Annotated in this window: 22 protein-coding genes; 14 read left to right on the top strand and 8 right to left on the bottom strand. The window is 70.2% G+C overall.

Features of this window, described 5'->3' with window-relative positions; translation table 11 throughout:
* Nucleotides 1-60: 60 nt before the first annotated feature.
* The gene (locus ACLBWJ_RS12050; protein ID WP_269268695.1) at nt 61-195 is read left to right on the top strand and encodes a hypothetical protein; all 135 of its coding nucleotides are present in this window, start codon (nt 61-63) and stop codon (nt 193-195) included.
* Nucleotides 196-284: 89 nt separating this feature from the next.
* A complete protein-coding gene (locus ACLBWJ_RS12045; RefSeq protein WP_447660377.1) occupies nt 285-1187 on the top strand; it encodes an SDR family NAD(P)-dependent oxidoreductase in 903 nt (300 codons plus the stop codon).
* 13 nt (nt 1188-1200) lie between these two features.
* Here ACLBWJ_RS12045 and ACLBWJ_RS12040 read toward each other — a convergent pair whose 3' ends face one another.
* Nucleotides 1201-1791, bottom strand: coding sequence for a hypothetical protein (locus tag ACLBWJ_RS12040; protein WP_447660376.1), 591 nt, complete (start codon nt 1789-1791; stop codon nt 1201-1203).
* A 3-nt stretch (nt 1792-1794) separates the two neighbouring features.
* Nucleotides 1795-2943 (bottom strand): zinc-dependent alcohol dehydrogenase, encoded by a 1149-nt coding sequence (locus tag ACLBWJ_RS12035; protein ID WP_447660375.1) that lies wholly within the window; start codon nt 2941-2943, stop codon nt 1795-1797.
* A gap of 226 nt (nt 2944-3169) precedes the next feature.
* Here ACLBWJ_RS12035 and ACLBWJ_RS12030 point away from each other — a divergent pair, with 226 nt between their 5' ends.
* Genes ACLBWJ_RS12030 through ACLBWJ_RS12020 form a run of 3 tightly spaced genes read left to right on the top strand, consistent with a single transcriptional unit; the run spans nt 3170 to nt 5408 of the window.
* Nucleotides 3170-4252, top strand: coding sequence for an iron-containing redox enzyme family protein (locus tag ACLBWJ_RS12030; RefSeq protein ID WP_447660374.1), 1083 nt, complete (start codon nt 3170-3172; stop codon nt 4250-4252).
* Nucleotides 4252-5205 carry a glycosyltransferase gene (locus ACLBWJ_RS12025; protein ID WP_447660664.1) on the top strand — a complete coding sequence of 318 codons (954 nt, stop codon included), beginning with the start codon at nt 4252-4254 and terminating at the stop codon, nt 5203-5205. The genes ACLBWJ_RS12030 and ACLBWJ_RS12025 overlap by 1 nt, the downstream gene beginning before the upstream one ends.
* Nucleotides 5202-5408 (top strand): CDGSH iron-sulfur domain-containing protein, encoded by a 207-nt coding sequence (locus ACLBWJ_RS12020; RefSeq protein ID WP_112617036.1) that lies wholly within the window; start codon nt 5202-5204, stop codon nt 5406-5408. Before ACLBWJ_RS12025 ends, ACLBWJ_RS12020 begins: the two co-directional genes overlap by 4 nt.
* Nucleotides 5409-5522: 114 nt before the next feature.
* On the opposite strand, the gene ACLBWJ_RS12015 is transcribed toward ACLBWJ_RS12020, so the two are convergent.
* Nucleotides 5523-6395 carry a manganese catalase family protein gene (locus ACLBWJ_RS12015; protein ID WP_112617034.1) on the bottom strand — a complete coding sequence of 291 codons (873 nt, stop codon included), beginning with the start codon at nt 6393-6395 and terminating at the stop codon, nt 5523-5525.
* A 206-nt stretch (nt 6396-6601) separates the two neighbouring features.
* Here ACLBWJ_RS12015 and ACLBWJ_RS12010 point away from each other — a divergent pair, with 206 nt between their 5' ends.
* The 3 genes from ACLBWJ_RS12010 to ACLBWJ_RS12000 all read left to right on the top strand — a co-directional run bounded on the left by ACLBWJ_RS12010 (nt 6602) and on the right by ACLBWJ_RS12000 (nt 9624).
* Nucleotides 6602-7363: an MBL fold metallo-hydrolase gene (locus ACLBWJ_RS12010; protein ID WP_447660373.1), complete on the top strand. Its 762-nt coding sequence runs from the start codon at nt 6602-6604 to the stop codon at nt 7361-7363.
* A 110-nt stretch (nt 7364-7473) separates the two neighbouring features.
* Entirely contained in the window at nt 7474-8313 is an 840-nt protein-coding gene (locus ACLBWJ_RS12005; RefSeq protein ID WP_114588288.1) for an SDR family oxidoreductase, read from the top strand.
* Nucleotides 8314-8439: 126 nt separating this feature from the next.
* Nucleotides 8440-9624, top strand: coding sequence for a glycosyltransferase (locus ACLBWJ_RS12000; RefSeq protein ID WP_447660372.1), 1185 nt, complete (start codon nt 8440-8442; stop codon nt 9622-9624).
* Between the two features lie 8 nt (nt 9625-9632).
* Here ACLBWJ_RS12000 and ACLBWJ_RS11995 read toward each other — a convergent pair whose 3' ends face one another.
* On the bottom strand, nt 9633-10490 hold the full coding sequence (locus ACLBWJ_RS11995; RefSeq protein ID WP_447660371.1) for a LuxR C-terminal-related transcriptional regulator: 858 nt from the start codon (nt 10488-10490) through the stop codon (nt 9633-9635).
* Nucleotides 10491-10612: 122 nt separating this feature from the next.
* Here ACLBWJ_RS11995 and ACLBWJ_RS11990 point away from each other — a divergent pair, with 122 nt between their 5' ends.
* Both ACLBWJ_RS11990 and ACLBWJ_RS11985 read left to right on the top strand, forming a co-directional pair.
* Entirely contained in the window at nt 10613-10963 is a 351-nt protein-coding gene (locus ACLBWJ_RS11990; RefSeq protein ID WP_112617029.1) for a DUF485 domain-containing protein, read from the top strand.
* Nucleotides 10964-10980: 17 nt separating this feature from the next.
* Nucleotides 10981-12597 (top strand): solute symporter family protein, encoded by a 1617-nt coding sequence (locus ACLBWJ_RS11985; protein WP_323987756.1) that lies wholly within the window; start codon nt 10981-10983, stop codon nt 12595-12597.
* Nucleotides 12598-12669: 72 nt separating this feature from the next.
* Here ACLBWJ_RS11985 and ACLBWJ_RS11980 read toward each other — a convergent pair whose 3' ends face one another.
* Nucleotides 12670-13191 (bottom strand): methylated-DNA--[protein]-cysteine S-methyltransferase, encoded by a 522-nt coding sequence (locus ACLBWJ_RS11980; RefSeq protein WP_282501087.1) that lies wholly within the window; start codon nt 13189-13191, stop codon nt 12670-12672.
* A 166-nt stretch (nt 13192-13357) separates the two neighbouring features.
* Between ACLBWJ_RS11980 and ACLBWJ_RS11975 the strand changes: the two genes are divergently transcribed.
* On the top strand, nt 13358-17086 hold the full coding sequence (locus tag ACLBWJ_RS11975; RefSeq protein WP_447660370.1) for an AAA family ATPase: 3729 nt from the start codon (nt 13358-13360) through the stop codon (nt 17084-17086).
* 186 nt (nt 17087-17272) lie between these two features.
* Here the strand turns inward: ACLBWJ_RS11975 and mscL are convergent, their stop codons facing one another.
* From mscL to ACLBWJ_RS11960, 3 genes are read right to left on the bottom strand one after another with little or no spacing between them, the layout of a single operon-like run.
* Nucleotides 17273-17767: a large conductance mechanosensitive channel protein MscL gene (gene mscL / locus ACLBWJ_RS11970; protein ID WP_112617025.1), complete on the bottom strand. Its 495-nt coding sequence runs from the start codon at nt 17765-17767 to the stop codon at nt 17273-17275.
* Between the two features lie 29 nt (nt 17768-17796).
* The gene (locus tag ACLBWJ_RS11965; RefSeq protein ID WP_447660369.1) at nt 17797-18075 is read right to left on the bottom strand and encodes an FmdB family zinc ribbon protein; all 279 of its coding nucleotides are present in this window, start codon (nt 18073-18075) and stop codon (nt 17797-17799) included.
* A 13-nt stretch (nt 18076-18088) separates the two neighbouring features.
* A complete protein-coding gene (locus ACLBWJ_RS11960; protein ID WP_447660368.1) occupies nt 18089-18685 on the bottom strand; it encodes a 5-formyltetrahydrofolate cyclo-ligase in 597 nt (198 codons plus the stop codon).
* Nucleotides 18686-18751: 66 nt separating this feature from the next.
* Here ACLBWJ_RS11960 and galU point away from each other — a divergent pair, with 66 nt between their 5' ends.
* The 3 genes from galU to ACLBWJ_RS11945 all read left to right on the top strand — a co-directional run bounded on the left by galU (nt 18752) and on the right by ACLBWJ_RS11945 (nt 21284).
* Entirely contained in the window at nt 18752-19630 is an 879-nt protein-coding gene (galU, locus tag ACLBWJ_RS11955; RefSeq protein WP_447660367.1) for a UTP--glucose-1-phosphate uridylyltransferase GalU, read from the top strand.
* A 37-nt stretch (nt 19631-19667) separates the two neighbouring features.
* A complete protein-coding gene (locus tag ACLBWJ_RS11950; RefSeq protein ID WP_404568602.1) occupies nt 19668-20309 on the top strand; it encodes a GNAT family N-acetyltransferase in 642 nt (213 codons plus the stop codon).
* Nucleotides 20310-20381: 72 nt separating this feature from the next.
* Nucleotides 20382-21284, top strand: coding sequence for a large exoprotein (locus ACLBWJ_RS11945; protein ID WP_274178576.1), 903 nt, complete (start codon nt 20382-20384; stop codon nt 21282-21284).
* Nucleotides 21285-21288: the final 4 nt, after the last annotated feature.

Raw genomic sequence — 21288 nt, 5'->3', positions numbered from 1 at the left:
TGCAGAGTGGGAGGTGCCTCCGCAGTCGGGGGCGCCACACGAGCCGATCGGAGAAGCCAGATGAGTGCCGACCACCACGGACGAGACGACGAGCACCAGCACGAGGACAACGAAGCGGCCTCGGCCGGTTCCGAGTCGCCGGAAGAGGGCGCCGAGGCCGAAGAGGCCGCCGAGGACGCGCGTACCGACCGCTGACCAGTGCGCCTACGGCGATGCCCGTAGCGCCTGGGAGCACCGGGCGCAACGGGCATCGCTGTGAGCGCGGTGGCGGTGATGCTTCGAGCATGGCTGCTTCCTCGCGTCTCGCCGACCTGTCCGGGCTTACCGTCGTCGTCGTGGGGGCCTCGACGGGCATCGGGCGAGGCGTCGCCCTGCGCGCGGCGAGCTTCGGAGCGGCCGTCGTCGTGTTCTCCCGGCGACCGGACGCGCTGACGAGCCTCGTCGAGCGCATCCGGGATTCCGGCGGACGAGCTCATGCCGTGGTCGGGGACGTCTCGCGTGCGGGCGACCTCGAGCGCCTCGCCGACGAGGCGGAGACGGTGTTCGGGCGCATAGACGTCTGGGCGCACAACGCCGGCGTCGGCACGATCGGCCTGTTCGGCGACGTCCCGATCGAGGAGCACGTCCGCGTCGTCGAGACGAATCTCATCGGGGCCATGCGCGGAGCGCACGTCGCGCTTCGTCGATTCATCGCGCAGGGATCCGGCGTGCTCGTGAACACGGCCTCGGTCGAGAGCGTCGTGCCCCTGGCCTACCAGGCCTCGTACGCGGCGACCAAGGCCGGGCTGCTCAGCCTCACCCAGACGTTGCAGCAGGAGCTCCGGCTCACGGGAGTCTCAGGCGTCGCGGTGGCTGCCGTGCTGCCGTGGGCCGTGCGGACACCCTTCTGGCGGCACGCGGGCAACCACGCGGGCCGGGCGCTGCGGATGCCGCTCATGGATGAGCCGGAACCGGTCGTCGACGCCATCCTTCGTGCGGGCCTGCACCCGCGGGTCGCGCAGCCCGCCGGCTGGAAGGCACGGGCCTCGCTCATCGGTGCGCGGCTGGCGCCTCGGGTGACCGCGCGCCTGTCCGCCGACATCGCCGACGCGCGCGTCCGTCGCGGTGCGAAGACGCCGCCGAGTGACGGCGCGCTCTTCGAACCCCTCGCTGATCCGGCGACCGTCGCCGAGACACCGCGGCGCTGACCGCCCGCCCGGGCTAGCTCCGCCGAACTGTGCGACGCACGACGCGGAACACGCCCCACACGGCGAGCACCCATGGGCCCGCGACGAGAACGGGGTCGAGCCAGGTGTGGCGCTGATCGACGCGGCCGCGTCCGAACCGCGACCGGATCGGATGCCGCCGGGCCTCGCTCAGAACACCGGTCTCGGTGATCGGGTTATCGGGCCGCGTGGTCGCGAACGAACGCAGATGCGCACCGATCGCCTCGACGCGATCGCCGGCGATGAGGAGCAGCCAGTGCGCGGCGCGCCCCTCGCTGAACCGGTCGTATCCGAGCCTGCGGATACGACCGGACAGTCCGTGAAGCGGCTGCGCCGTGCCGTAGACGGGGGTGAGGAAGGCGTGCTCGATCGAGCGCTCGCGGCGCGGGTCGAGGCCCTGGCGCGGCGGCATCCCGCGCTCGGCGGCGGCCTCGTCGATCTTCTCGACGGTACCGGAGGGACGGTCGGCGGGATCGAGGTCGACGCCCCATCCCGGTATGCGGGCGCGCAGCGCCGCGCGGTCGGGCGCCGGCCGGGGCACGCTCGCGGTGTACGGGGTCGGCACGTCAGAGCGGTTCGAGGTCATGGGTCAGCCTTCCGAGGGGACGACGACCGTCTTCACGCAGTCATCGAGCTTGGACGAGAACATGTGGTAACCCTCGGCGATGTGGTCGAGAGGGATGCGGTGGGTGATCATGTCGCTCGGCGAGATGTACCCCGCACGGATGTGCTCGAACAGGCGCGGCCACTGCCGTTTGACCGGTGCCTGGTTCATCCGCAGCGTGAGTCCCTTGTTGAGGGCGTCGCCGAACTTCACCGCGCTGAACAACGGACCGTACGCACCGATCACCGAGACCGATCCGCCTTTGCGTGCCCCGTCGATGGCCCAGTTCAGGGCGACGGGCGAGCCGCCTTGCAGCTTGAGCTTGGCAGAGGTGACGTGCTGGGTGACGTTGCCGTCCGCCTCGGCACCCACGGCATCGATGACGACGTCGGCGCCGAGGTAGTCGGTCATCCGCTTCATCTCGACGACGACGTCGCGGTGCTCGGAGATGTTCACCGTCTCGGCGTGCGCGAACTCGCGCGCCTTGGTCAGGCGGTAGTCGAGGTGGTCGAACGAGATGACCCGCCCCGCACCCATGAGCCAGGCCGACTGCGCCGCCGCGAGACCCACCGGCCCGGCACCGAGCACCATGACGGTGTCGCCCTCGACGATGCTCCCCAGCTGGGCGCCGAAGTAACCCGTCGAATAGGCGTCCGTGAGCATGAGCGCGTCCTCGTCCGACATCCAATCCGGGATGACGGTGGGTCCGACATCCGCGAAGGGAACACGCACGCGCTCGGCCTGACCGCCGTCGTATCCGCCCGCCGTGTGCGAATAGCCGTAGATGCCCCCGACCGCGGTCGCGTTGGCGTTGACGTTGTGGCAGTTCGAGAACAGCCCGCGTGCGCAGAAGTAGCACGATCCGCAGTAGATGTTGAACGGCACCATGACCCGGTCGCCGACGGCGAGGTTCGTCACCGCACCGCCCAGCTGTTCGACGACGCCGATGAACTCGTGGCCGAAGGTGTGACCGATCCGGGTGTCGGGCATCATGCCGTGATAGAGGTGCAGGTCCGAGCCGCAGATGGCCGCGAGCGTCACCCGCACGATCGCGTCATGGGGGTGTTCGATGCGCGGATCGGGCTTCTCTTCCACGCGGACCTTGTACGGTCCGCGATAGGTCATGGCTTTCATCGATCGCCTCTCTGCCGGAGTTCGAGCGGACACGGTGCCGCCACGATGCGGCCGCAGCCCGGCGACGGCCCACGGGCTGGACGAGCCGACGACTGCGCGCTATCGTCCGCGCGCGTCGCGCCCGTTCCGTGAGGTGAGCTTGCATACGCGGATGATGCCGGTCAACCCGCTCGAAGGATGCCGCGCGGGGCACGTACGGTCACGGCTGTCACCCCCGAGGAGCCCCATGAGCACCACCATCGAGACCGTCCCGATCGATCTCGGCGTCGCCGACCCCCTGCCGTTCTGCTCGAGGGGACCTGTCAGCGCCATGCTCCAGCGGGTGCTCGTCGCACCGGCGACGAGCGGTCTGCCCGTCGATGCTCCCGAGATCGTCGGTCGCGCGCTCGCCGAGACGGGCGACATCCTCCGCGACGATGATCTGCAGCTCGCCCTGTTCCTGATGTACGCCCTCCACTACGGCTCGCTGCCCGGCCTCGACGCCTCGTGGGAATGGGAGCCGTCGCTCATCGCCGCGCGCGGCCGCATCGAGCGCGCCTTCGAAGCGGCCCTGCGTGATTCCGCCGAGGTCATCGACCCGCACGAGCCCGACCGTGACGCCGTCGCTCGCTGGCTGTTCGACCTGACCGCCCCGACCGCGGGGCCCGGCATGTCGCGATACGTCGCGAAGAAGGCCTCGCTCGAGCAGCTGCGCGAGTTCCTCATCCTCCGCACCGTCTACACGCTGCGCGAAGCGGACCCGCACTCGTGGGCGATCCCGCGGCTCAGCGGTCGCTCGAAGGCGGCGCTCGTCGAGATCCAGTCCGACGAGTACGGCGGCGGTGACCCGGCACGCGTGCACGCGACGATCTTCGCCCAGAGCGTGCGCGGCGCGGGCCTCGACGACACGTACGGCGCGTACATCGACATGGTGCCCGCCGTCGTGCTCGCCAGCCACAACGCCATGTCGCTGTTCGGGCTCCACCGTCGCCTGCGCGGCGCGATCGTCGGTCACCTCGCGGCGTTCGAGATGACCTCGTCGATCCCCAATCGCTCCTACGGTGACGGCTTCCGCCGCCTCGGATTCGGGACCGACGTCACGTGGTACTTCGACGAGCACGTCGAGGCCGACGCCGTGCACGAGCAGATCGCCGGCCGCGACCTCGCGGGATCCCTCGCCGAGGACGAGCCCGACCTGCTGCCCGACATCCTCTTCGGCGCCCGCGCATGCCTGGTCATGGACGACCTCGTGGGCGACCATGTGCTTGCCGCCTGGGAGGCGGGGCGCAGCGCGCTCCGCGGCGGCGTTCTTCCCGACCTCACGGCGTGATGCGCGGGGACGTCGAGTACGTTCTGCCGCTGCGCTGGGATGACGAGACCCATCGGGCCGATGAGGCCGAGCTGGGGGAGTACCTCGCTTGGCTCGCCCGTCGCGTCGACGTCACCGTCGTCGACGGCTCGCCCGCGCACCTGTTCGCCGCCCACCGCCGAGACTGGGACGTCGTGCGGGTGGTTCCGCCGTCGGTCCCCGGCCGCAATGGGAAGGCACGCGGAGCGATGACGGGGCTTCTCCTCGCCCGGCATCCGGTGACCGTGATCGCCGACGACGACGTCCGGTACGACGACGGCGCGCTGCAACGGGTGGTTGCGGCGCTGGCGGATGCCGACATCGTGCGGCCTCAGAACATCTGGCAGCGACCCCGCCCGTGGCACGCCCGCTGGGATACGGGCCGAACCCTCATCAACCGGGCCTTCGGGGGAGACTTCTCCGGAACCGTCGCCGTGCGGACCGCCCGCGGACGCCCCGGATACGACACCGACGTCCTCTTCGAGAACCTCGAGCTCGAACGCACGATCCTCGCCCGCGGCGGCCGCCGTCGCATCGCACGCGACATCTTCGTCGCGCGCCGGCCCGCGACTGCCGGCCGCTTCGGCGAGCAGCGGGTGCGCCAGGCGTACGACAGCCTCGCGCAGCCCGCTCGGCTCGCGGTGGAGCTGGCAGTCGTTCCGCTCGTCCTCGCGCTGCGCCGGCGACCGGCAGCACTCGCGCTCGCCGTGGTGGCGGTCATCGCCGTCGCGGAGGCCGGGCGCCGCCGCGACGGGAGCCATGGGGTGTTCGGGCGGATGGATGCGTTGTGGGCCGTCCCCTGGGTCGTCGAGCGAGGCGTGACGAGCTGGGTGGCGCTGTCTCTGCGCCTGCGCGGCGGGGTGCCCTACCGGGGCACGCGACTGCGGAAAGCGGCGAACAGCATGAGAACGCTACGGAAGAAGGAGACACGATGAGCGAGCACCGCGGTGCATCCGTGACCATCACCGCGTGCCCCGACGGGCCGCTGCTCGTGCGGGGCGACGTGGAGCTGCTCGATGACGCGGGCAACCCGATCCCGCGCAACCGGCGCACGATGGCTCTCTGCCGGTGCGGCGTGAGCGCGATCAAGCCGTTCTGCGACGGCACGCACAAGCTCTCGGGCTTCAGAGCCGACTAAGCGCCCGCCCGCCCGGGCCACGGCGCGCGCCGATGCAAGGGATCACCATCGACACCCCGGCCGGAACGGCATCCGATCGGGGTGTCGAGTGAAATCCCTTGCATCGGGCGAGGATCAGAGCTTGTCGCGGATGACGCCCTCGGCCTTGTCGAGGAGGTTCGGCTTCGCGTCGGTGCCGTAGAACCGGGGGTCCGGCTGCGTGGGCGGGGGCATCGGAACCGAGGTGTCGGGTCCGTCGAGGTACGTGAACTCGCCCTTGCCGTCGGGGGTGGGACCCGATGCCCACGAGCCCTCGGCTGCCGCGGCACCGTCGGAGAAGTTGATGTACTTGTACGCGTGCTCGCGCGCCTCGTTCGAGAGCGGGAAGTTCGACGGCACGGGGATGTCCTCCACTCCCTCTTCGCGCAGCTCCTGCGCCGCGCGGATCCACTGGTTCTGGTGCATCGTGTCGCGCGCCAGGAGGAACGAGAGCATGTCCCGGACCCCCTTGTCGTCGGTCATGTGGTAGATCCGCGCGACCTGCACACGGCCCTGCATCTCGGCGTTGGCGTTGGCCGTGAAGTCGGCGAGCAGGTTCCCGCTCGCGGTGATGTACGAGCCCTGCCACGGGTTGCCGTTCGAGTCGACCGGGCGCGCACCGGCACCGGCGACGATCGCGGACTGCACATCCATGCCGCCCATGACGGCGCCGAGGACGGGGTCGGACTTCGCCGCAGCCTCGGACTGCTCGGCCGGGGCCTTCTCGAGCAGCTGCGCGATCATGATCGCGAGCATCTCGACGTGGCCGAACTCCTCCGCCCCGATGCCGTAGAGCAGGTCGCGGTACTTGCCCGGGATGTGGGCGTTCCAGGCTTGGAACCCGTACTGCATGGCCACGGTGATCTCGCCGTACTGGCCGCCGAGCACCTCCTGCATCCGTCGCGCGAAGATCGCGTCGGGCTTCTCCGGACGGGCCTCGAACTGCAGTTCCTGTCGATGAAAGAACATCTCGCCTCCTGGGGATCGGCCGAACGCCGAGTGCGCCGGCGCCGCGAACGTACGTCGGGCCCGCCGCGCACGCCACGGGCCTTGACTCCTCCCGGGCTCGGTGCAACCATCACGCCCGCGCGGCGGGTGACGGCCGATCGATCTGTCAAGCCCCGCGCGCTCCTCCTAGCCCCCGCGGATCATCGGGCGGGACCGGAAGGGGAGCCATGATCGATCACCGACCGCGCGTGTCCGAGGTCGCCGAGGGCGTGTATCAACTCGCCCGCGGCGGAGTGAACGCCTACCTCGTGGCGTCCGATGACGGGCTCGTCCTGATCGACGCGGGACTTCCGCGCATGTGGCCGCTCCTCGAACAGGCCCTCGCGGCCGTGGGGGCCCACCCGTCCGACATCGACGCGCTGCTGCTCACCCACGGCCACTTCGACCACGTGGGGATGTGCGAGCGCCTCGCAGACGAGCACCACCTCGTCGCCGACGTCCACCCCGGCGACGAGGAGCTGGCGCGGCATCCATACCGCTATGCGCACGAGGCCGCCCGGTTCCCGTATCCCTTCCGCTACCCGGCGGCGCTCCCGATCCTGGCGAGGATGGTTGGCGCGGGAGCGCTCGGGGTGAAGGGCGTGCGGACCGATCCGTCGATCGTGCCCGGACACTCCATCCCGCTCGCGGGCGGCATCCTTCCGATCGCGACACCCGGCCACACCGACGGACACTGCGCGTTCCTGCTCGAATCGGCCGGGATCCTGCTGACCGGAGACGCACTGGTCACCCTCGATCCGTACACGGGACGCACCGGTCCGCGGGTCGTCGCTCGCGCGGCCACGGCGCACAGCGACGAGGCGCTGGACTCGCTCTCGCTGCTCGCCGAGACGGGTGCACACCTCGTGCTGCCCGGCCACGGCGCGGTCTGGCGGGACGGCGGCATCGCCCCCGCTGCGGCCATCGCCCGCTCGCGGGGCGTCGACTGAGGCGGCCCCGCACGGTCGCGCGATGCCGGACTCGGCCCTCTCGTGTCAAGCCCCGTGAATCCGACGGCTGAGGGGGATCGGGTAGAAGCACCGTTCGACGACAGAGAGGGATGACCATGGAACCCCAGCAGCAGAACGTCCCGGGAACCGACCAGGCGATGGTGCCGAAGCCCGACTACGGCGAGGAGACCTACCGCGGCTCCGGGAAGCTCGCCGGCAAGCGCGCGCTCATCACCGGCGGCGACAGCGGCATCGGCAAGGCTGTGGCGCTCGCCTACGCCCGCGAGGGAGCGGATGTCGCCATCAGCTACCTCGACGAGCACGAGGATGCCGAAGAGGCCAAGCGCTTCGTCGAAGAGGCCGGGCGCCGCGCCGTCCTCATCCCGGGTGACATCTCCGACCCGGCCCACTGCCGTGAGGTCGTCCGCCGCACCGTGGAAGAGCTCGGCGGGATCGACATCCTGGTCAGCAACGCCGCCTTCCAGATGAACCGCGAGACGCTCGAGGAGATCCCCGACGAGGAGTGGGACTTCACGTGGGCGACGAACGTCGACGCGTACTTCCACCTGACAAAGGCTGCGCTGCCGCACATGGGGCCGGGGTCGTCGATCATCGGGTCGAGCTCGGTGCAGTCCGACCAGCCCTCGCCCAACCTCCTGCCCTACGCGGCGACGAAGGCGGCCATCGCGAGCATCACGGCATCGCTCGCGCAGATGCTGGGCGAGCGCGGCATCCGCGCGAACAGCGTCGCCCCGGGGCCCATCTGGACCCCGCTGATCCCGGCGACCCTGCCGTCGGATGCGGTGGAGAGCTTCGGCGAGCAGACGCCGCTGGGACGCGCCGGGCAGCCCGCCGAGCTCGCCTCGGCCTACGTGCTGCTGGCGTCGGACGAAGCGTCGTACATCTCGGGCGCACGTCTGGCGGTCACGGGAGGCAAGCCCATCCTCTGAGCCCGGCTCTCGGGACCGGCGTCCGGCGCCGTTCGTTCACGCAACGCTCGTCCGCGGTTCACTCGCCGCGGGCGGGCGTTGCCGCACGATGGATCGCACCCGCCGCGTCGATCCCGAAGGTCCTGAATGAGCGCTCCGCTTCGCGTCCTCTCCCTCACCGAGGGCTTCTTCGCCGGCGGGGCTCGAATCCTGCACAGCGATGTCGTCGCCGGCCTCCACGCGCGGGGCGAACAGCACCACAGCGTGCTCGCCATCGCGTCGCGGGCGCGGCGCGAGTCGACCGTCCAGCACATGGCCGGCGACCCGCGGTATCGGGCGCTGCGCGCCTCGGGCATCGGGATCACGTCTCTGGGAAAGACGGCGGGGCCGGTGCCGCACGCGCCGCACGCCTTCTCCTCGCGGCAGTTGCGCACCGCGGCGCGCGCTATCGCCGCGGCCGACGTCGTGCTCACCCTCAAAGAGCAGCCGCTCGGACTCCTGCTCGCTCTCGACGAGGCGATGATGCTGCCCGACCGGCCTGTCGTGACATGCCTGCACCGGTCCGACCCGGAGCATTCGGGCGATGCTCTGGAGTGGCTGGGTGAGAGCGTCCGTCGTGGGATCGTCACGGCGGCGGTGTCATGCGCGCGGTCGACGGATGCCGCCTACGCGTCGGTCCTGGGCGACACGCAGCGTCATGTCGTCGACAACGGCATCGACCTCTCGCGCTTCGAGCCGTCGGTCACCCGCGGGGGCGACCGCGTGCGGCGTGAGCTCGGCATCCCCGACCGGGCGGTCGTCGTCGCCTATGCGGCTCGGTTCGACGCGATGAAGGATCCCGAGCTGTTCCTGCGGTCGGTCGCCGCGCATCGAGCGCTCGTGCCCGATGCGCACTACGTCATGTGCGGAGCGGGGATGACGCGCGAGAACCCCCGTCTCACGGAGCTGCTGGAGGTCATCGGCGGCGACCGCATCCATGCTCTCGGCATCCGTGACGACATGCCCGCGATCTACCGCGCCGCGGACGTCGTCTCACTTACGAGCGCGTTCGGTGAGGCGGCCCCCCTGTGCCTGCTGGAGGGGGTGGCGAGCGGTGCGGTACCGGTCACGACGGATGTCGGCGACGCGGCCCGTCTCGTCGAGGGGATCGGCATCGTCACCCCGCGCAACCCGGATGCGATCGCGGCCGGTTGGGGTCGTGCCGTCGAGGAGCGCGTTGCGTTCGGAGGCGCCGCGCTCGCCGCTCGGGACCGGTTGGGTCGAGACCGGATGATCACGGAGTACGGCGCCGTCATCGCCGAGCAGGTCGCCGGCCTGCGCATCGCCGCCTGAATCCGCGGTCAGGGCAGCAGGCCGAGACGCCGCGCGCGCGCGACGGCCGCATGACGGGTCGACGCGTCGAGCTTGGCCATCGCCGCCTGGAGGTACGACTTCACGGTTCCCTCTTTGAGGCTCAGCGCCGCGCCGATCTCCGCGTTCGTCGAGCCGAGGGCGCAGCAGGCGAGAACGTCGAGCTCCCGCGGAGAGAGCTGCACCTCGGCATCCTTCGCCGACGCCGCCCCGTCGCCCGCAACTGTGGTGAGGCGGCGCTCGATCGCCGCCAGCCGTGCCCGCAGGTCGGCGTCGTCGATCGTCGCGGCGATGCTGCGCAGCTCGGCGAAGCTCTCGCGTAGGTCCTCTCGCGCGGCGGGGGAGAGGCCGGCCGCGGACTCGGGTGCCGGCGCCAGCGCCAGCCGGCGCTGCACCTCGTCGCGGATGCGCAGCTCGGTGCTGATCGCGTCAGCCGCTCGGAACGCCGGACGCGCCACGAGGTCGCCCACCGGAGCCTGCGACCAGGAGCCGCAGTACAGCACCCCGCGCGCCCGGCCCTCGGTGACGATCGGTACGGCGAAGAGGGTGGCGATGCCCTCGCCGAGAATGGCCCGGTCGTAGTCGTGCGTGATGGTGCGCGCGGTGCGGTAGTCGAGAGCGAGCCGCGGACGCCGTTCGACCATCGCGGCGCCGCCCAGCCCGCGGCCGACGCGCACCACCAGATCGTCGATGGAATGCGACCGCGCTCCGGCGATCGCGGTGACGTGAACCGAGCCCTGGCTCTCGAGGCCGCCGAAGACGACGGGAAAGCGTGTGCTGCGCGCGAGGTCGTCGACCGCGCGGGAGACCAGTTGCGCGTCGTTCTCGGGTACCGCCAGTGCCGTCACGCACTACCTACTTCCGGGGGTGACGGCCTCGTTGCCGCCTTTCGTAGCGTCGACCCTACCATCGCGGTCGCTCGACGACGACGACCGCTGGAGAGCTGCTCACCATGAGGCAAGGAGGCCACATGACCGCATCGCCCACCCACTCGCCGCCTCCCGGCGGAGTGGACTATGTCGCCGTCGAGGAGTCGGCGCCGTTCCGGGAACTCAAGCGCAAGCACCGCAGCTTCGTATGGCCGCTGACGATCGTCTTCCTCGTCTGGTACTTCGTCTATGTGCTGCTGTCGTCGTTCGCGACCGACTTCATGGCGCAGCGTGTCTGGGGTGACATCACCGTCGGTCTGCTGTTCGGGCTCGGCCAGTTCGTCACGACCTTCGCGATCACCATGGGCTACGTCTGGTACGCCAACCACAAGCTCGACCCGATCTCGTCGGCGATCCGGAACGATCTCGAGCGACAGGAGGCCGGATCGTGAACGGATTCTGGGAAGCGGTGAACGGCCTGGGGGCGGCCGTCGTCGCGGCGGGGGAGACCGTCGACAACAATCCGGTGCTGAACATCTCGATCTTCGGCGCATTCGTCGCGGTGACGCTGTTCATCGTCATCCGTGCCAGCCGCAACAACAAGACCGCGGCCGACTACTACGCCGCGGGCCGCTCGTTCACCGGACCGCAGAACGGCTTCGCGATCGCGGGCGACTATCTGTCGGCGGCATCCTTCCTCGGCATCTGCGGCGCGATCGCGATCAACGGATACGACGGGTTCCTGTACTCGATCGGATTCCTCGTGGCCTGGCTCGTCGCGCTGCTGCTCGTCGCCGAGCTCATGCGCAACACCGGCAAGTTCACGATGGCCGACGTGCTGTCGTTCCGGCTGAAGCAGACGCCGGTGCGGATGGCGGCCGCCATCACCACGCTCGCGGTGTGCTTCTTCTACCTGCTCGCGCAGATGGCGGGAGCGGGCGGTCTGGTCTCACTGCTGCTGGGCATCACCGAGCAGGTCGGCCAGTCGATCGTGGTCGCCGTCGTCGGCGTGCTGATGATCGTCTACGTGCTGATCGGCGGCATGAAGGGCACGACGTGGGTACAGATCGTCAAGGCGTTCCTGCTCATCGGCGGCGCGCTCGTCATGACGATCTGGGTGCTGGCGATCAACGGGTTCAACCTCAACACGCTCCTCGAGAGCGCGGTCGCCGCCTCGCCGAAGGGAGAGGCGATCCTCGGACCGGGCCTGCAGTACGGCGCCAATCCGTGGGACTTCATCTCGCTCGCGGTCGCGCTCGTGCTGGGAACGGCGGGTCTGCCGCACGTCCTCATGCGCTTCTACACGGTGCCCACCGCGAAAGAGGCCCGTCGCTCGGTGGTGTGGGCGATCTGGCTCATCGGCCTCTTCTACCTCCTCACCCTCGTGCTCGGGTACGGTGCGGGCGCGCTCGTCGGTCCGGAGCGCATCGCCTCGGCGCCCGGCGGGGTCAACTCCGCTGCTCCGCTGCTCGCCCTCGAACTGGGGGGCCCCCTGCTGCTCGGCTTCATCTCGGCGGTGGCTTTCGCGACGATCCTCGCGGTCGTGGCGGGCCTCACGATCACGGCGGCGGCGTCGTTCGCGCACGACATCTACGCGAACGTCGTCAAGAAGGGGAACGTGCCGCCCGACGGCGAGGTCAAGGTCGCTCGCCGCACGGTCATCGTGATCGGCATCCTCGCGATCGTCGGCGGCATCGGCGTGCAGGGACAGAACGTCGCGTTCCTGGTGGCCCTCGCCTTCGCTGTCGCGGCTTCGGCGAACCTCCCGACGATCATCTACTCGCTCTTCTGGCGGAAGTTCACGACGCGTGGCGCGGTGTGGAGCATGTACGGCGGCCTGGCGGCAGCCATCATCCTCATCATCCTGTCGCCCGTGTTCTGGGGCACCGAGACCAGCGTGTTCAAGAACGTCGGCACGGCGATCTGGCCGCTCAACAACCCGGGCATCGTGTCGATCCCGCTGGGCTTCTTCCTCGGCTGGCTGGGTTCGGTCACCGAGCGGCGGCGGGAGGACCCGGTGAAGGCGTCCGAGATGGAGGTGCGTTCTCTGACCGGTCATGGCGCGGAGAAGGCGGTTGATCACTAGGCCGCGACACCTCGCTGATCGAGACGACGGCCCCGGGCGCGCTGCCCGGGGCCGTCGCCGTTCCGGCGCGGCCTACACGCGGCCGGAGTCGGCTCTGCTCTCGAGGTCGAGCAGGAATCGCTTGCGCTCGGGATGGCCGCCATACTGTCCGATCGATCCGTCGCTGCGGACGACACGGTGTGCGGGCACGACGATCGAGATCGGCGTCCGCGCGCACGCAGACCCGACGGCTCGGTGCGCTCGCGGTGAGCCGGCGGTGATCGCGATCTCGCCGTAGGTCGCCACCTCGCCGTAGGGAACGCGGCAGACCGCGCGCAGTGCGGCGCCGGCGAATCCCGGCGGGGCCAGGAGCCAGTCGATCGGCGTCCGGAACTGCCGCAGCCGGCCCGCGAAGTACTCGTCGAGTTCGGCGGCCACGTCGGCAGCCGCGCCCGGGTCGTGGACCGGGAGCGCGCCGAGGCTCAGGGTGAGGTCGGCGAGGGCGATCTCGGCGGGGCGGTCCAGGATGTCGAGGTGGGCGAGGCCGGTCTCGGTCACGACCAGGAGGGCATCGCCGATCGGCGTGGGGTGCACCGCGAATGCTGCGTCGGTCATGGCTCCATCATCCCGGGCGGCCCCGCTGCGCCCCGCGCGCGGCGACGATGCGGGGGATGGGCGGCGGCGACGGGCGCCGGGGGAGGAACCGCCGATCGTCCGGCGTGTCGGAAATAGCGCGAAACTCGGCGGCGCCTGAGGGCCGGATGCAGGCGCGCCGCTTAGGGTGTGTGCTGTGTGGCGAGGAGATCGAGGAGCCGTCCGTCCGGACGCAGCCGACGAGGTTCGGGTCGATTCGGTGACCCCGGCGCAACTCGATGTCGCCGAAGACGACGTCGCCGTCGCCCACGTGGCCGACCCGGAGCGTGAACGCATCCGTGTGCAGGCCGCCCGCCTCGGCGGCCGTTCGACGCTGCTCCACTACATCGCTTCCGACGATGTCGGCATCGACATCACCAAGGCGCATCCGGGCAGCCTCCCGCAGTTCATCACCGGCCGTTCGACGCTCCTGTCGAACCTCTTCCGCGACGAGGTGGCGCTGCGCACGGCCCGCCTCGCCGCCGGGCGCATCACCGCGAAGGACGTCGAACTCCGCACCACGCGCGGCCTCGACACCGTCCACCTGGGCGTCGGATTCGCCTCGTGGCGGGCCGGAGGTCTCACCTACAACGCCCCGGTCCTTCTCCGACCGCTCGCCATCCGCCGCCATCACGGCGACTTCGATCTCAAACTGCACGGCTCGTTCTCCGTCAATCCCGAGCTCGTCGAGATCGCGCGTGCGCACTTCGGAATCGACCTCGACCGGCGCGGGCTCGCCGCGCTCGCGTACGACGGCGGCATCTTCAAGCCGCAGCCCGTCATCGACCATCTGCGCGCCCTGACCGCCCATGTCGACACCTTCACGGTTCAGCCACGGCTGATCGTCTCGACGTTCGCGGATGTCGCCGCTCGCGCCGAGCGCGATGCGGCAGACCTCGACGTCCCCGTGCTCAACGCTCTCGCCGGCCACGAGGACGACCGCGCGCTCGTGGCTACTCGTTACCCCGTTCCCGACGCCGTTCCCTCGGACGACCGCCCGCCGGCATCCGACCGACTGCTGCTCGACGCCGACGCCGAGCAGGAAGGCGTCCTCGACCGGATTGTCGCCGGGCAGTCGCTCGTCGTCCACACGCTGCCGGGCACAGGGGGCACGCAGACGATCATCAACGCCGTCGGCGAGCTGGTCCGCCGCGGCAAGCGCGTCCTCGTCGTCAGCGCTCGCCGCTCCACTCTGGAGGGAGTCCGTCACCGCCTCGCCGGCATCGGGCTGCCCGGGCTGGCCGTCTCGCCCCGGGGCGTCCACCGCGACCTCATTCGCGCGATCGCCCGCAACGAGAAGGCGCAGCACCCGAAGATGGGCGAGATCGACGACGCCCTCGTTCGGCTGCGCACGGTTCTGCGCGACTATCGCGTCTCGCTGACGCAGCGGCATCCCATGCTCGGCGTCTCGCCGCTCGAAGTGCTGCAGAAGCTGACGACGATCGCGGCCGAGTCGCCGCAGCCGTCGGCAGCCACGCGCTTCGATGCCGCGACCCTCCAGCGCCTCTCGACGCGTCGCGCCGAAGCGGCCGCATCGCTCGCGACCGCCGCTCGGCTGGGCGAGTTCCGTTTCGGGCCCGATGACTCGCCGTGGTACGGCGTCGCGTTCGAGACGACCGAGCAGGCACGCGCGGCACACGCTCTGGCAGGCCGCCTGCATCGCACCGAGATCCCCGAGATCCTCGAGCGCGGGTACGAGCTCATCGGGCAGACCCGGATGCGGCCGTTCACGACGCTCGCGGAGCTCGGTGCGTACATCCGCCTTCTCCAGGGGATCCGCGCGTCGCTCGACCGCTTCAGCCTGACCGTCTTCGAGCGTCCGCTGGGCGATCTGATCGAGGCGCACTCCACCCGCCGCGACACTCCCGAGATGAACGGTGCGACACGGCGTCGCCTGCGACGGCTCTCGAAGGAGTACGTCCGGCCGGGCATGCACGTCACCGACATGCACGACGCCCTCGTGCGCGTGCAGAAGCAGCGCGAGCAGTGGCAGCGTCTGGCCGAAGTGGGCGTCGTCCCCGAGATCCCCGCGGGTCTCGACGCGGTCGCGACCTCGTGGCAGCGCGTCGACGCCGATCTCGCCGAGCTCTCACGCGTGCTCGGCCCGGGGCACGATCTGCTCGCGACGCCGATCCCCGAGCTCGTGCGGATCCTCGCCGGGCTCGCCGCGGAGTCCGACGTGTTCGACAACCTCGTCGAACGAGCGACGCTGCGCGGTGAACTCGCTTCCCTCGGCCTCGAGGGCCTGCTCACCGAGCTTTCGGTGCGCCATGTGCCCGAGGAGCGCGTCGCGGCGGAGTTCGAGTTCGCCTGGTGGCAGTCCGCCCTCGAGGCGATGCTTCGCAGCGACCGTGCACTGCTCGGAGCCAACACCAGCGTCGTCGATCGTCTCGAACGCGACTTCCGCCTCGTCGACGAGGCGCACGCCGCCTCGGCGGGGCAGCAGCTGGCGGCCGAGCTCGCGACGCGATGGAAGATCGCGATCGTCGACGAGGCTGACGAGACCGCGGCGCTCAAGGCCGCGCTGCGCGAGGGCACAGCGTCGGCTGCCGAACTGCTCGCCGTCGCACCGAAGCTCCTGCGCACGCTCGCGCCCGTCTGGATCGCGTCGCCCTACGAGGTGGCCTCCCTGCCGGCTCGGCCCGCATTCGACGTCGTGATCCTGGCGGATGCCGGCGCCCTGAGCGTCGCCGAATCGGCCTCGGCCCTTCGCCGCGGGCGGCAGATCGTCGCGTTCGGCGACCCCGTCACGCAGCGCCCGACCCCGTTCGAGATCGCCGCCGACCGCGATCCGTCGGACGAGCCGATCGCAGACCCCGACGAGCGGAGCGTCTTCGAGCGCCTCGCCGAGATCGTTCCGGTCGAGACCTTGACCCGCAGCTATCGCGCGGGCGGCGAAGACCTCGCCGAACTCGTCAACGAGGCCTTCTACGGGGGCGAGATCGTCTCGTTCCCCTGGGCCGGCTCGTATCTTGGACGCGGCAGCCTCAGCGTCGACTACGTCGAGGGCGGTGTCGGTGCACCGGACCCCGACTCGGGAGCGGTCGAGAGCCCCGATGCCGAGGTCGCCCGTGTCGTGACGCTCGTCGTCGAGCACGCCGTCAACCGGCCGAACGAGTCGCTGATGGTCGTCACGGCGTCGACCAAACACGCCCTCCGCATCCGGGCCGCCGTCGAGGCTGCTTTCGCCGGACGATCGGATGTCGCCGAGTTCGTCGGCCGCGAGACGGCTGAGCCGTTCGCCGTGCTCGGGCTCGAGGAGTCGGTCGCCGAGAGCCGAGACCGCGTCGTGTTCTCGCTCGGTTACGGTCTGACGCGCCACGGGCGCGTGCTGAGCGACTTCGGTGTGCTGTCGGGGCCGGATGGTGAGCGGCTGCTGACCGTCGGCATGACGCGCGCCCGCCGTTCCATGGTGATCGTGTCGTCGATCCGGCCGTCGGCGTTCGACGACGGACGACTCGAGAACGGCGCCGCCACGCTCATGTCGATCCTCGGGGGAATCGCGGCACGCGCTCGCGAGGCCCGTCTCGAAGACCTCGCCGACCCGCTGACTCTGGCCCTCGCGCAGAACCTCCGCCGTCTGGGCGTCGCGGTCGATGTCGCGTATCGCGGGCTGCTGCCGCTGGTCGCCCAGCGTGACGGCAAGGCCGTCGTCGTCGAGGGTGACCCCGAAACGATCGGACAGTCGCTCCGGGAGTCGCTGCGGCTGCGGCCCCAGATTCTGCGGCGGCTGGGATGGCACTACATCCGCGTGCACTCGTTCGACCTCTACAGCGACCCTGCCGGTGTGGCCGCGCGCGTCGCTGCGATCCTGGGCGTCGAGCCCGAGGCGCCGACCGCGGACGCGAGCACCGAGCCGCTCGATGTCATCGAGTGACCGACAGCGGGTCGAGCGGGTCGGCAGCCGCCGAGCTCGACTGACTGCCGCTCCGGGTACGACGGCCGAGCCGACATCGGCCGATGAGACGACGGATGCCCCGGCCGGCGCCGAGGGCGCGGCCGGGGCATCCGGTCCGAATGATGCGCGGATGCGGAACGAGGTTCCGCCGCACTACTGATCCGGTCAGGCGGACGGCGCCGCCGGGGGAGTGTTCTGCGAACGGCGCAGCGGGGCGTCGGTGGTCGCGGCTGCGGCGCTCGAAGCAGAGGTCGCGGCGTTGTTCTTCTCCAGCAGATCGCGGATCTGGATGAGGAGCTCCTGCTCGGTCGGGAGCTTCGCCGCCTCTTCGACGACGCCGGCCTTGGCGGCCTGACGCTCCTTCCACTTGTTCATCGGAACGACGAACACGAGGTAGACCACGAGAGCGACGGCGAAGAAGCTGATGATCGCGCTGATGAGTCCCCCCAGGGGGAACGGGACCGGCTGACCGTAGATCCCGGTGAGCGTCGGGCCGGCGATGCCCTCTTCGTTGGGCTGGTAGAACAGCTCGACGAGTGGGTTGATGATGCTCGATACGATCGCGTTGACGATGGCGGTGAACGCACCGCCGATGACCACGGCGACCGCCAGGTCGATGACGTTGCCGCGCATGATGAAGTCGCGGAAGCCCTTGATCATGGCTCTCCTCTCTCCGGACGCGCCGGGTGTCATGAACCCGCCGCGGCGGGGGAGGACTTCGCCTCGGACTTCGATGATGCCGAAGACGAGGAGTCGCCGCCACCGGTTGACGTGCCCGCCTCCGAGCCGCTTGCGCGGGAGTCGGTGCGGTAGAAGCCACCGCCGTTGAACGTCACGCCGATCGACCCGTACTGCTTGCGGAGCTCGCCCGAGCACTCGGGGCAGACGGTGAGAGCGGGGTCGGCGAAGGACTGGACCGCATCGAAGCGGTGCCCGCACGACTTGCAGGCGTAGGCGTAGGTGGGCATGGTTCCTCGGTCTTCAGTGCGCCTCGGGGGCGAGGACGACGGTTCGGGTGGGAGTGACGACGCCGGTGACCGGCTGATCGTGCAGATCGCGCGGCACCTCGTCGACGAGTTCGGAGTCGAAGAGCACGGCGTACACCGGCGGGCGGTTCTCCATCGAACCGAGGGTCTTGTCGAAGTAGCCGCGGCCCCAGCCGAGACGCATGCCGGCGGAGTCGACCGCCGCGGCGGGGATCACCAGCAGATCGACCTCTCCGACGGAGATCGGACTGAGCACTTCACCGATGGGCTCGGGAATGCCGAACAGTCCGTCCGAAACGGCGGCGCCCGGCTCGGCGACGACCCAGTCGAGCAGACCGTCGTTGCGGCTGATGGGCAGGAGTACCCGGACGCCCGCGGCCACGGCTTCGTCGATGAAGGCGCGCGTGCCGGGCTCGGTCGGCGCCGAGAGGTAGCACGAGATCGAGCGGGCACCGGTGCTGGCGACGAGTTCGCGGAGCTGTGTGCGGATGCCGTCTGCCGCAGCTGCGCGAGCGGCATCCGACATCCCGTACCGGCGTTCGCGGAGGTCCGCCCGCAGAGCGCGCTTGGCGTTGTCGATCGCGTCGGACATGCCCCCGATTGTAAAGGGTGGGCATCAAACCACTCGCCTGCGCCACCTGATCGATATGGTGGACCCATGTCTCAGCAGCGCATCAAGGCCGTCATCCCTGCCGCGGGTCTCGGTACCCGCTTCCTTCCCGCGACGAAGGCGATGCCGAAGGAGATGCTGCCGGTCGTCGACAAGCCCGCGATCCAGTACGTCGTTGAAGAGGCGACGCAGGCCGGCATCGACGATGTCCTGATCATCATCGGTCGCAACAAGAACAACCTCTCGAACCACTTCGACTCCGTCCCCGAGCTCGAGCACAACCTCACCCGCAAGGGCGACGACGTCAAGCTCCGCAAGGTGCAGGAGTCGTCCGACCTCGCCGACATCCACTTCGTCCGTCAGGGCGAGCCGAAGGGTCTCGGTCACGCGGTGCTGCGCTCCCGCGCGCACGTCGGCGACTCGAACTTCGCCGTCATGCTCGGCGACGACCTGATCGACGAGCGCGACCCGCTGCTGCCCAAGATGCTCGCCGAGCAGGAGCGCTCGGGCCTGACCGTCGTGGCGCTCATGGAGGTCGATCCCGACCAGATCCATCTGTACGGCGCTGCCGCGGTCGAGCCGACCGACGACCCCGATGTCGTGAAGGTCACGGGCCTGGTCGAGAAGCCGAAGAAGGAGGACGCTCCGTCCAACTACGCCATCATCGGTCGGTACGTGCTCAAGCCGAACGTGTACGAGATCCTCGAGCGCACCGAGCCGGGCAAGGGTGGCGAGATCCAGCTGACCGATGCGCTGCAGGAGCTCGCGACGACCGAGGGAGTCCTGGGTGTCGTCTTCCGCGGACGCCGCTACGACACCGGGGACCGACTCGACTACATCAAGGCCATCGTGCAGCTCGCCTCTGACCGTGATGACCTCGGACCCGAGCTCCGCCCGTGGCTGAAGGACTTCGTCGAGACCCTCTGACACGAGAAAACCTCTGACACGAGAAACGGGAACGCGCGTGGATGCCACCGCACCCCGCCACCACGGACCGGTGGCCATTCGGCTGATCAGGCCGCGCGACGCCCGCATCCTGCAGTCCGAGCTGCTCGCGAACCGGTCGTGGTTGCAGCGGTGGGAAGCGACGAGCCCCGACGGTCCCGTGTCGTTCGACATGCGCCTCGGGATCCGACGTCTGCTGCAGCAGTACCGTGACGGCGCCGGTGTGCCCTTCGTCATGGAGCACGAGGGGCAGATCGCGGGGCAGCTGAACGTCTGGGGCATCGCGCGCGGCTCACTGTCGTCGGCGACGATCGGGTACTGGGTGAGCGAGCGGTTCGCCGGCAAGAGCATCACGCCGACCGCTGTCGCCCTCGCGACCGACCTCTGCTTCGAGGAACTGCGGCTGCACCGGATGGAGATCTGCATCCGGCCGGAGAACCGGGCGAGCCTGCGGGTGGTCGAGAAGCTCGGATTCCGCTACGAGGGACTCCGCCGTCGCTACATCCACATCGACGGCGACTGGCGCGATCACTTCGCTTTCGCACTCGTCGCGGAGGAGGTGCCGCGCGGCGTCCTCGGGCGCTGGCTCGAGGGCGCAGTGCCGCCTGATGCGGCGGCCATCCCCCGTGCCGACCGTCGCGCGGCGGGACTCGAACCTTAAAGTTGAACAAGAACTTCAGACACGCGTGTGTCTGATGTGTCACCACGCGGGATGCCACGTACGGTTGTCCCCATGGGTGGGCAGGTTCTCGGCGGCGGCGTGATCGTCCTCGTCGCGGTCGCGTTGTGGATGGTCTATCTGCTTCCGTCCTGGCACAGTCGTTACCGCTACGACGCCGCCGAGCGCAACGCCGTCCGCCTGAACCAGGCGCTGCGCGTGCTCGCCGAGACGGCTGAGGCGCCGGAGGAGGTGCGGGTCGAGCTCTCGACGCGCACCGCGCTGGCGCAGCAGAAGCTCGCGCGTCAGGTGCAGCACGAGAAGGAGCAGCTGCGACTCGAGAGCGAGCGCCGCCGGCTCATCGAAGCGCGCCGCGAAGTGCGTGTCGCGCGCTCCGCACGCATGACGTCGCCCGAGCACCGCGCGCGTGTCCGTCGCCGTCTCCGCCTGGCGACGACGATCGTCGCTCTGCTGGCTGTCGGCGCGAGCGGCGCCGGCGGCTGGATGCTGGCATCGTCCGGATCGGCCGCGCTGCTGATCGCGGGCATCGCGACCCTGCTCGTGGCCACCGTCGTGCTCAACCGTATGGCTGCGGTTGCTCGACGCGCCGCCCGCTCTGCCGTCGTCGCGCCGTCTGTCACCGCTACCGTCCAGCCGGCCTCGGCCGTGGTGCCCGAGTTCGAGTTCGCCGACGCGCGTGCCACCTGGACTCCCCGCGAGCTGCCCCGCCCGCTTACGGCCTCGGCCGGGTCGCGTGCCGCCGCCGTGCTCGACGAGGTCGACGCGCGCGAAGCTCTCCGTCAGGCCGCCGTCGGTGAGGCGATCCAGCGAGAGGCCGCGCGTCGCGCGCCGGCATCCATTGCCGCCAGCCGCGCCGCCAAGGCACCCACCCCGGCGTTCGTGCCGACGGGTCAGGTCGACGACGCGCAGATCGAGGACCACGTCCGGCGACTTCTCGCGCAGCGCGCAGCAGGCTGATCCC

The sequence above is a fragment of the Microbacterium sp. M4A5_1d genome, from assembly GCF_053345465.1.
This window is presented reverse-complemented; position numbering and strand designations above follow the sequence as displayed.

Excerpts from the sequence above, each read along its gene's own strand:
- ACLBWJ_RS11980 (WP_282501087.1), bottom strand. The coding sequence starts at position 13,191 with ATGACCGACGCAGCATTCGCGGTGCACCCCACGCCGATCGGCGATGCC.
- ACLBWJ_RS12010 (WP_447660373.1), top strand. The coding sequence starts at position 6,602 with ATGATCGATCACCGACCGCGCGTGTCCGAGGTCGCCGAGGGCGTGTAT.
- ACLBWJ_RS12000 (WP_447660372.1), top strand. The coding sequence starts at position 8,440 with ATGAGCGCTCCGCTTCGCGTCCTCTCCCTCACCGAGGGCTTCTTCGCC.
- ACLBWJ_RS11960 (WP_447660368.1), bottom strand. The coding sequence starts at position 18,685 with ATGTCCGACGCGATCGACAACGCCAAGCGCGCTCTGCGGGCGGACCTC.
- ACLBWJ_RS11945 (WP_274178576.1), top strand. The coding sequence starts at position 20,382 with ATGGGTGGGCAGGTTCTCGGCGGCGGCGTGATCGTCCTCGTCGCGGTC.
- ACLBWJ_RS12040 (WP_447660376.1), bottom strand. The coding sequence starts at position 1,791 with ATGACCTCGAACCGCTCTGACGTGCCGACCCCGTACACCGCGAGCGTG.
- galU (WP_447660367.1), top strand. The coding sequence starts at position 18,752 with ATGTCTCAGCAGCGCATCAAGGCCGTCATCCCTGCCGCGGGTCTCGGT.
- ACLBWJ_RS12050 (WP_269268695.1), top strand. The coding sequence starts at position 61 with ATGAGTGCCGACCACCACGGACGAGACGACGAGCACCAGCACGAGGAC.
- ACLBWJ_RS12035 (WP_447660375.1), bottom strand. The coding sequence starts at position 2,943 with ATGAAAGCCATGACCTATCGCGGACCGTACAAGGTCCGCGTGGAAGAG.
- ACLBWJ_RS12015 (WP_112617034.1), bottom strand. The coding sequence starts at position 6,395 with ATGTTCTTTCATCGACAGGAACTGCAGTTCGAGGCCCGTCCGGAGAAG.
- ACLBWJ_RS11990 (WP_112617029.1), top strand. The coding sequence starts at position 10,613 with ATGACCGCATCGCCCACCCACTCGCCGCCTCCCGGCGGAGTGGACTAT.
- ACLBWJ_RS12025 (WP_447660664.1), top strand. The coding sequence starts at position 4,252 with ATGCGCGGGGACGTCGAGTACGTTCTGCCGCTGCGCTGGGATGACGAG.
- ACLBWJ_RS12020 (WP_112617036.1), top strand. The coding sequence starts at position 5,202 with ATGAGCGAGCACCGCGGTGCATCCGTGACCATCACCGCGTGCCCCGAC.
- ACLBWJ_RS12030 (WP_447660374.1), top strand. The coding sequence starts at position 3,170 with ATGAGCACCACCATCGAGACCGTCCCGATCGATCTCGGCGTCGCCGAC.
- ACLBWJ_RS12005 (WP_114588288.1), top strand. The coding sequence starts at position 7,474 with ATGACCATGGAACCCCAGCAGCAGAACGTCCCGGGAACCGACCAGGCG.
- ACLBWJ_RS11965 (WP_447660369.1), bottom strand. The coding sequence starts at position 18,075 with ATGCCCACCTACGCCTACGCCTGCAAGTCGTGCGGGCACCGCTTCGAT.
- ACLBWJ_RS12045 (WP_447660377.1), top strand. The coding sequence starts at position 285 with ATGGCTGCTTCCTCGCGTCTCGCCGACCTGTCCGGGCTTACCGTCGTC.
- mscL (WP_112617025.1), bottom strand. The coding sequence starts at position 17,767 with ATGATCAAGGGCTTCCGCGACTTCATCATGCGCGGCAACGTCATCGAC.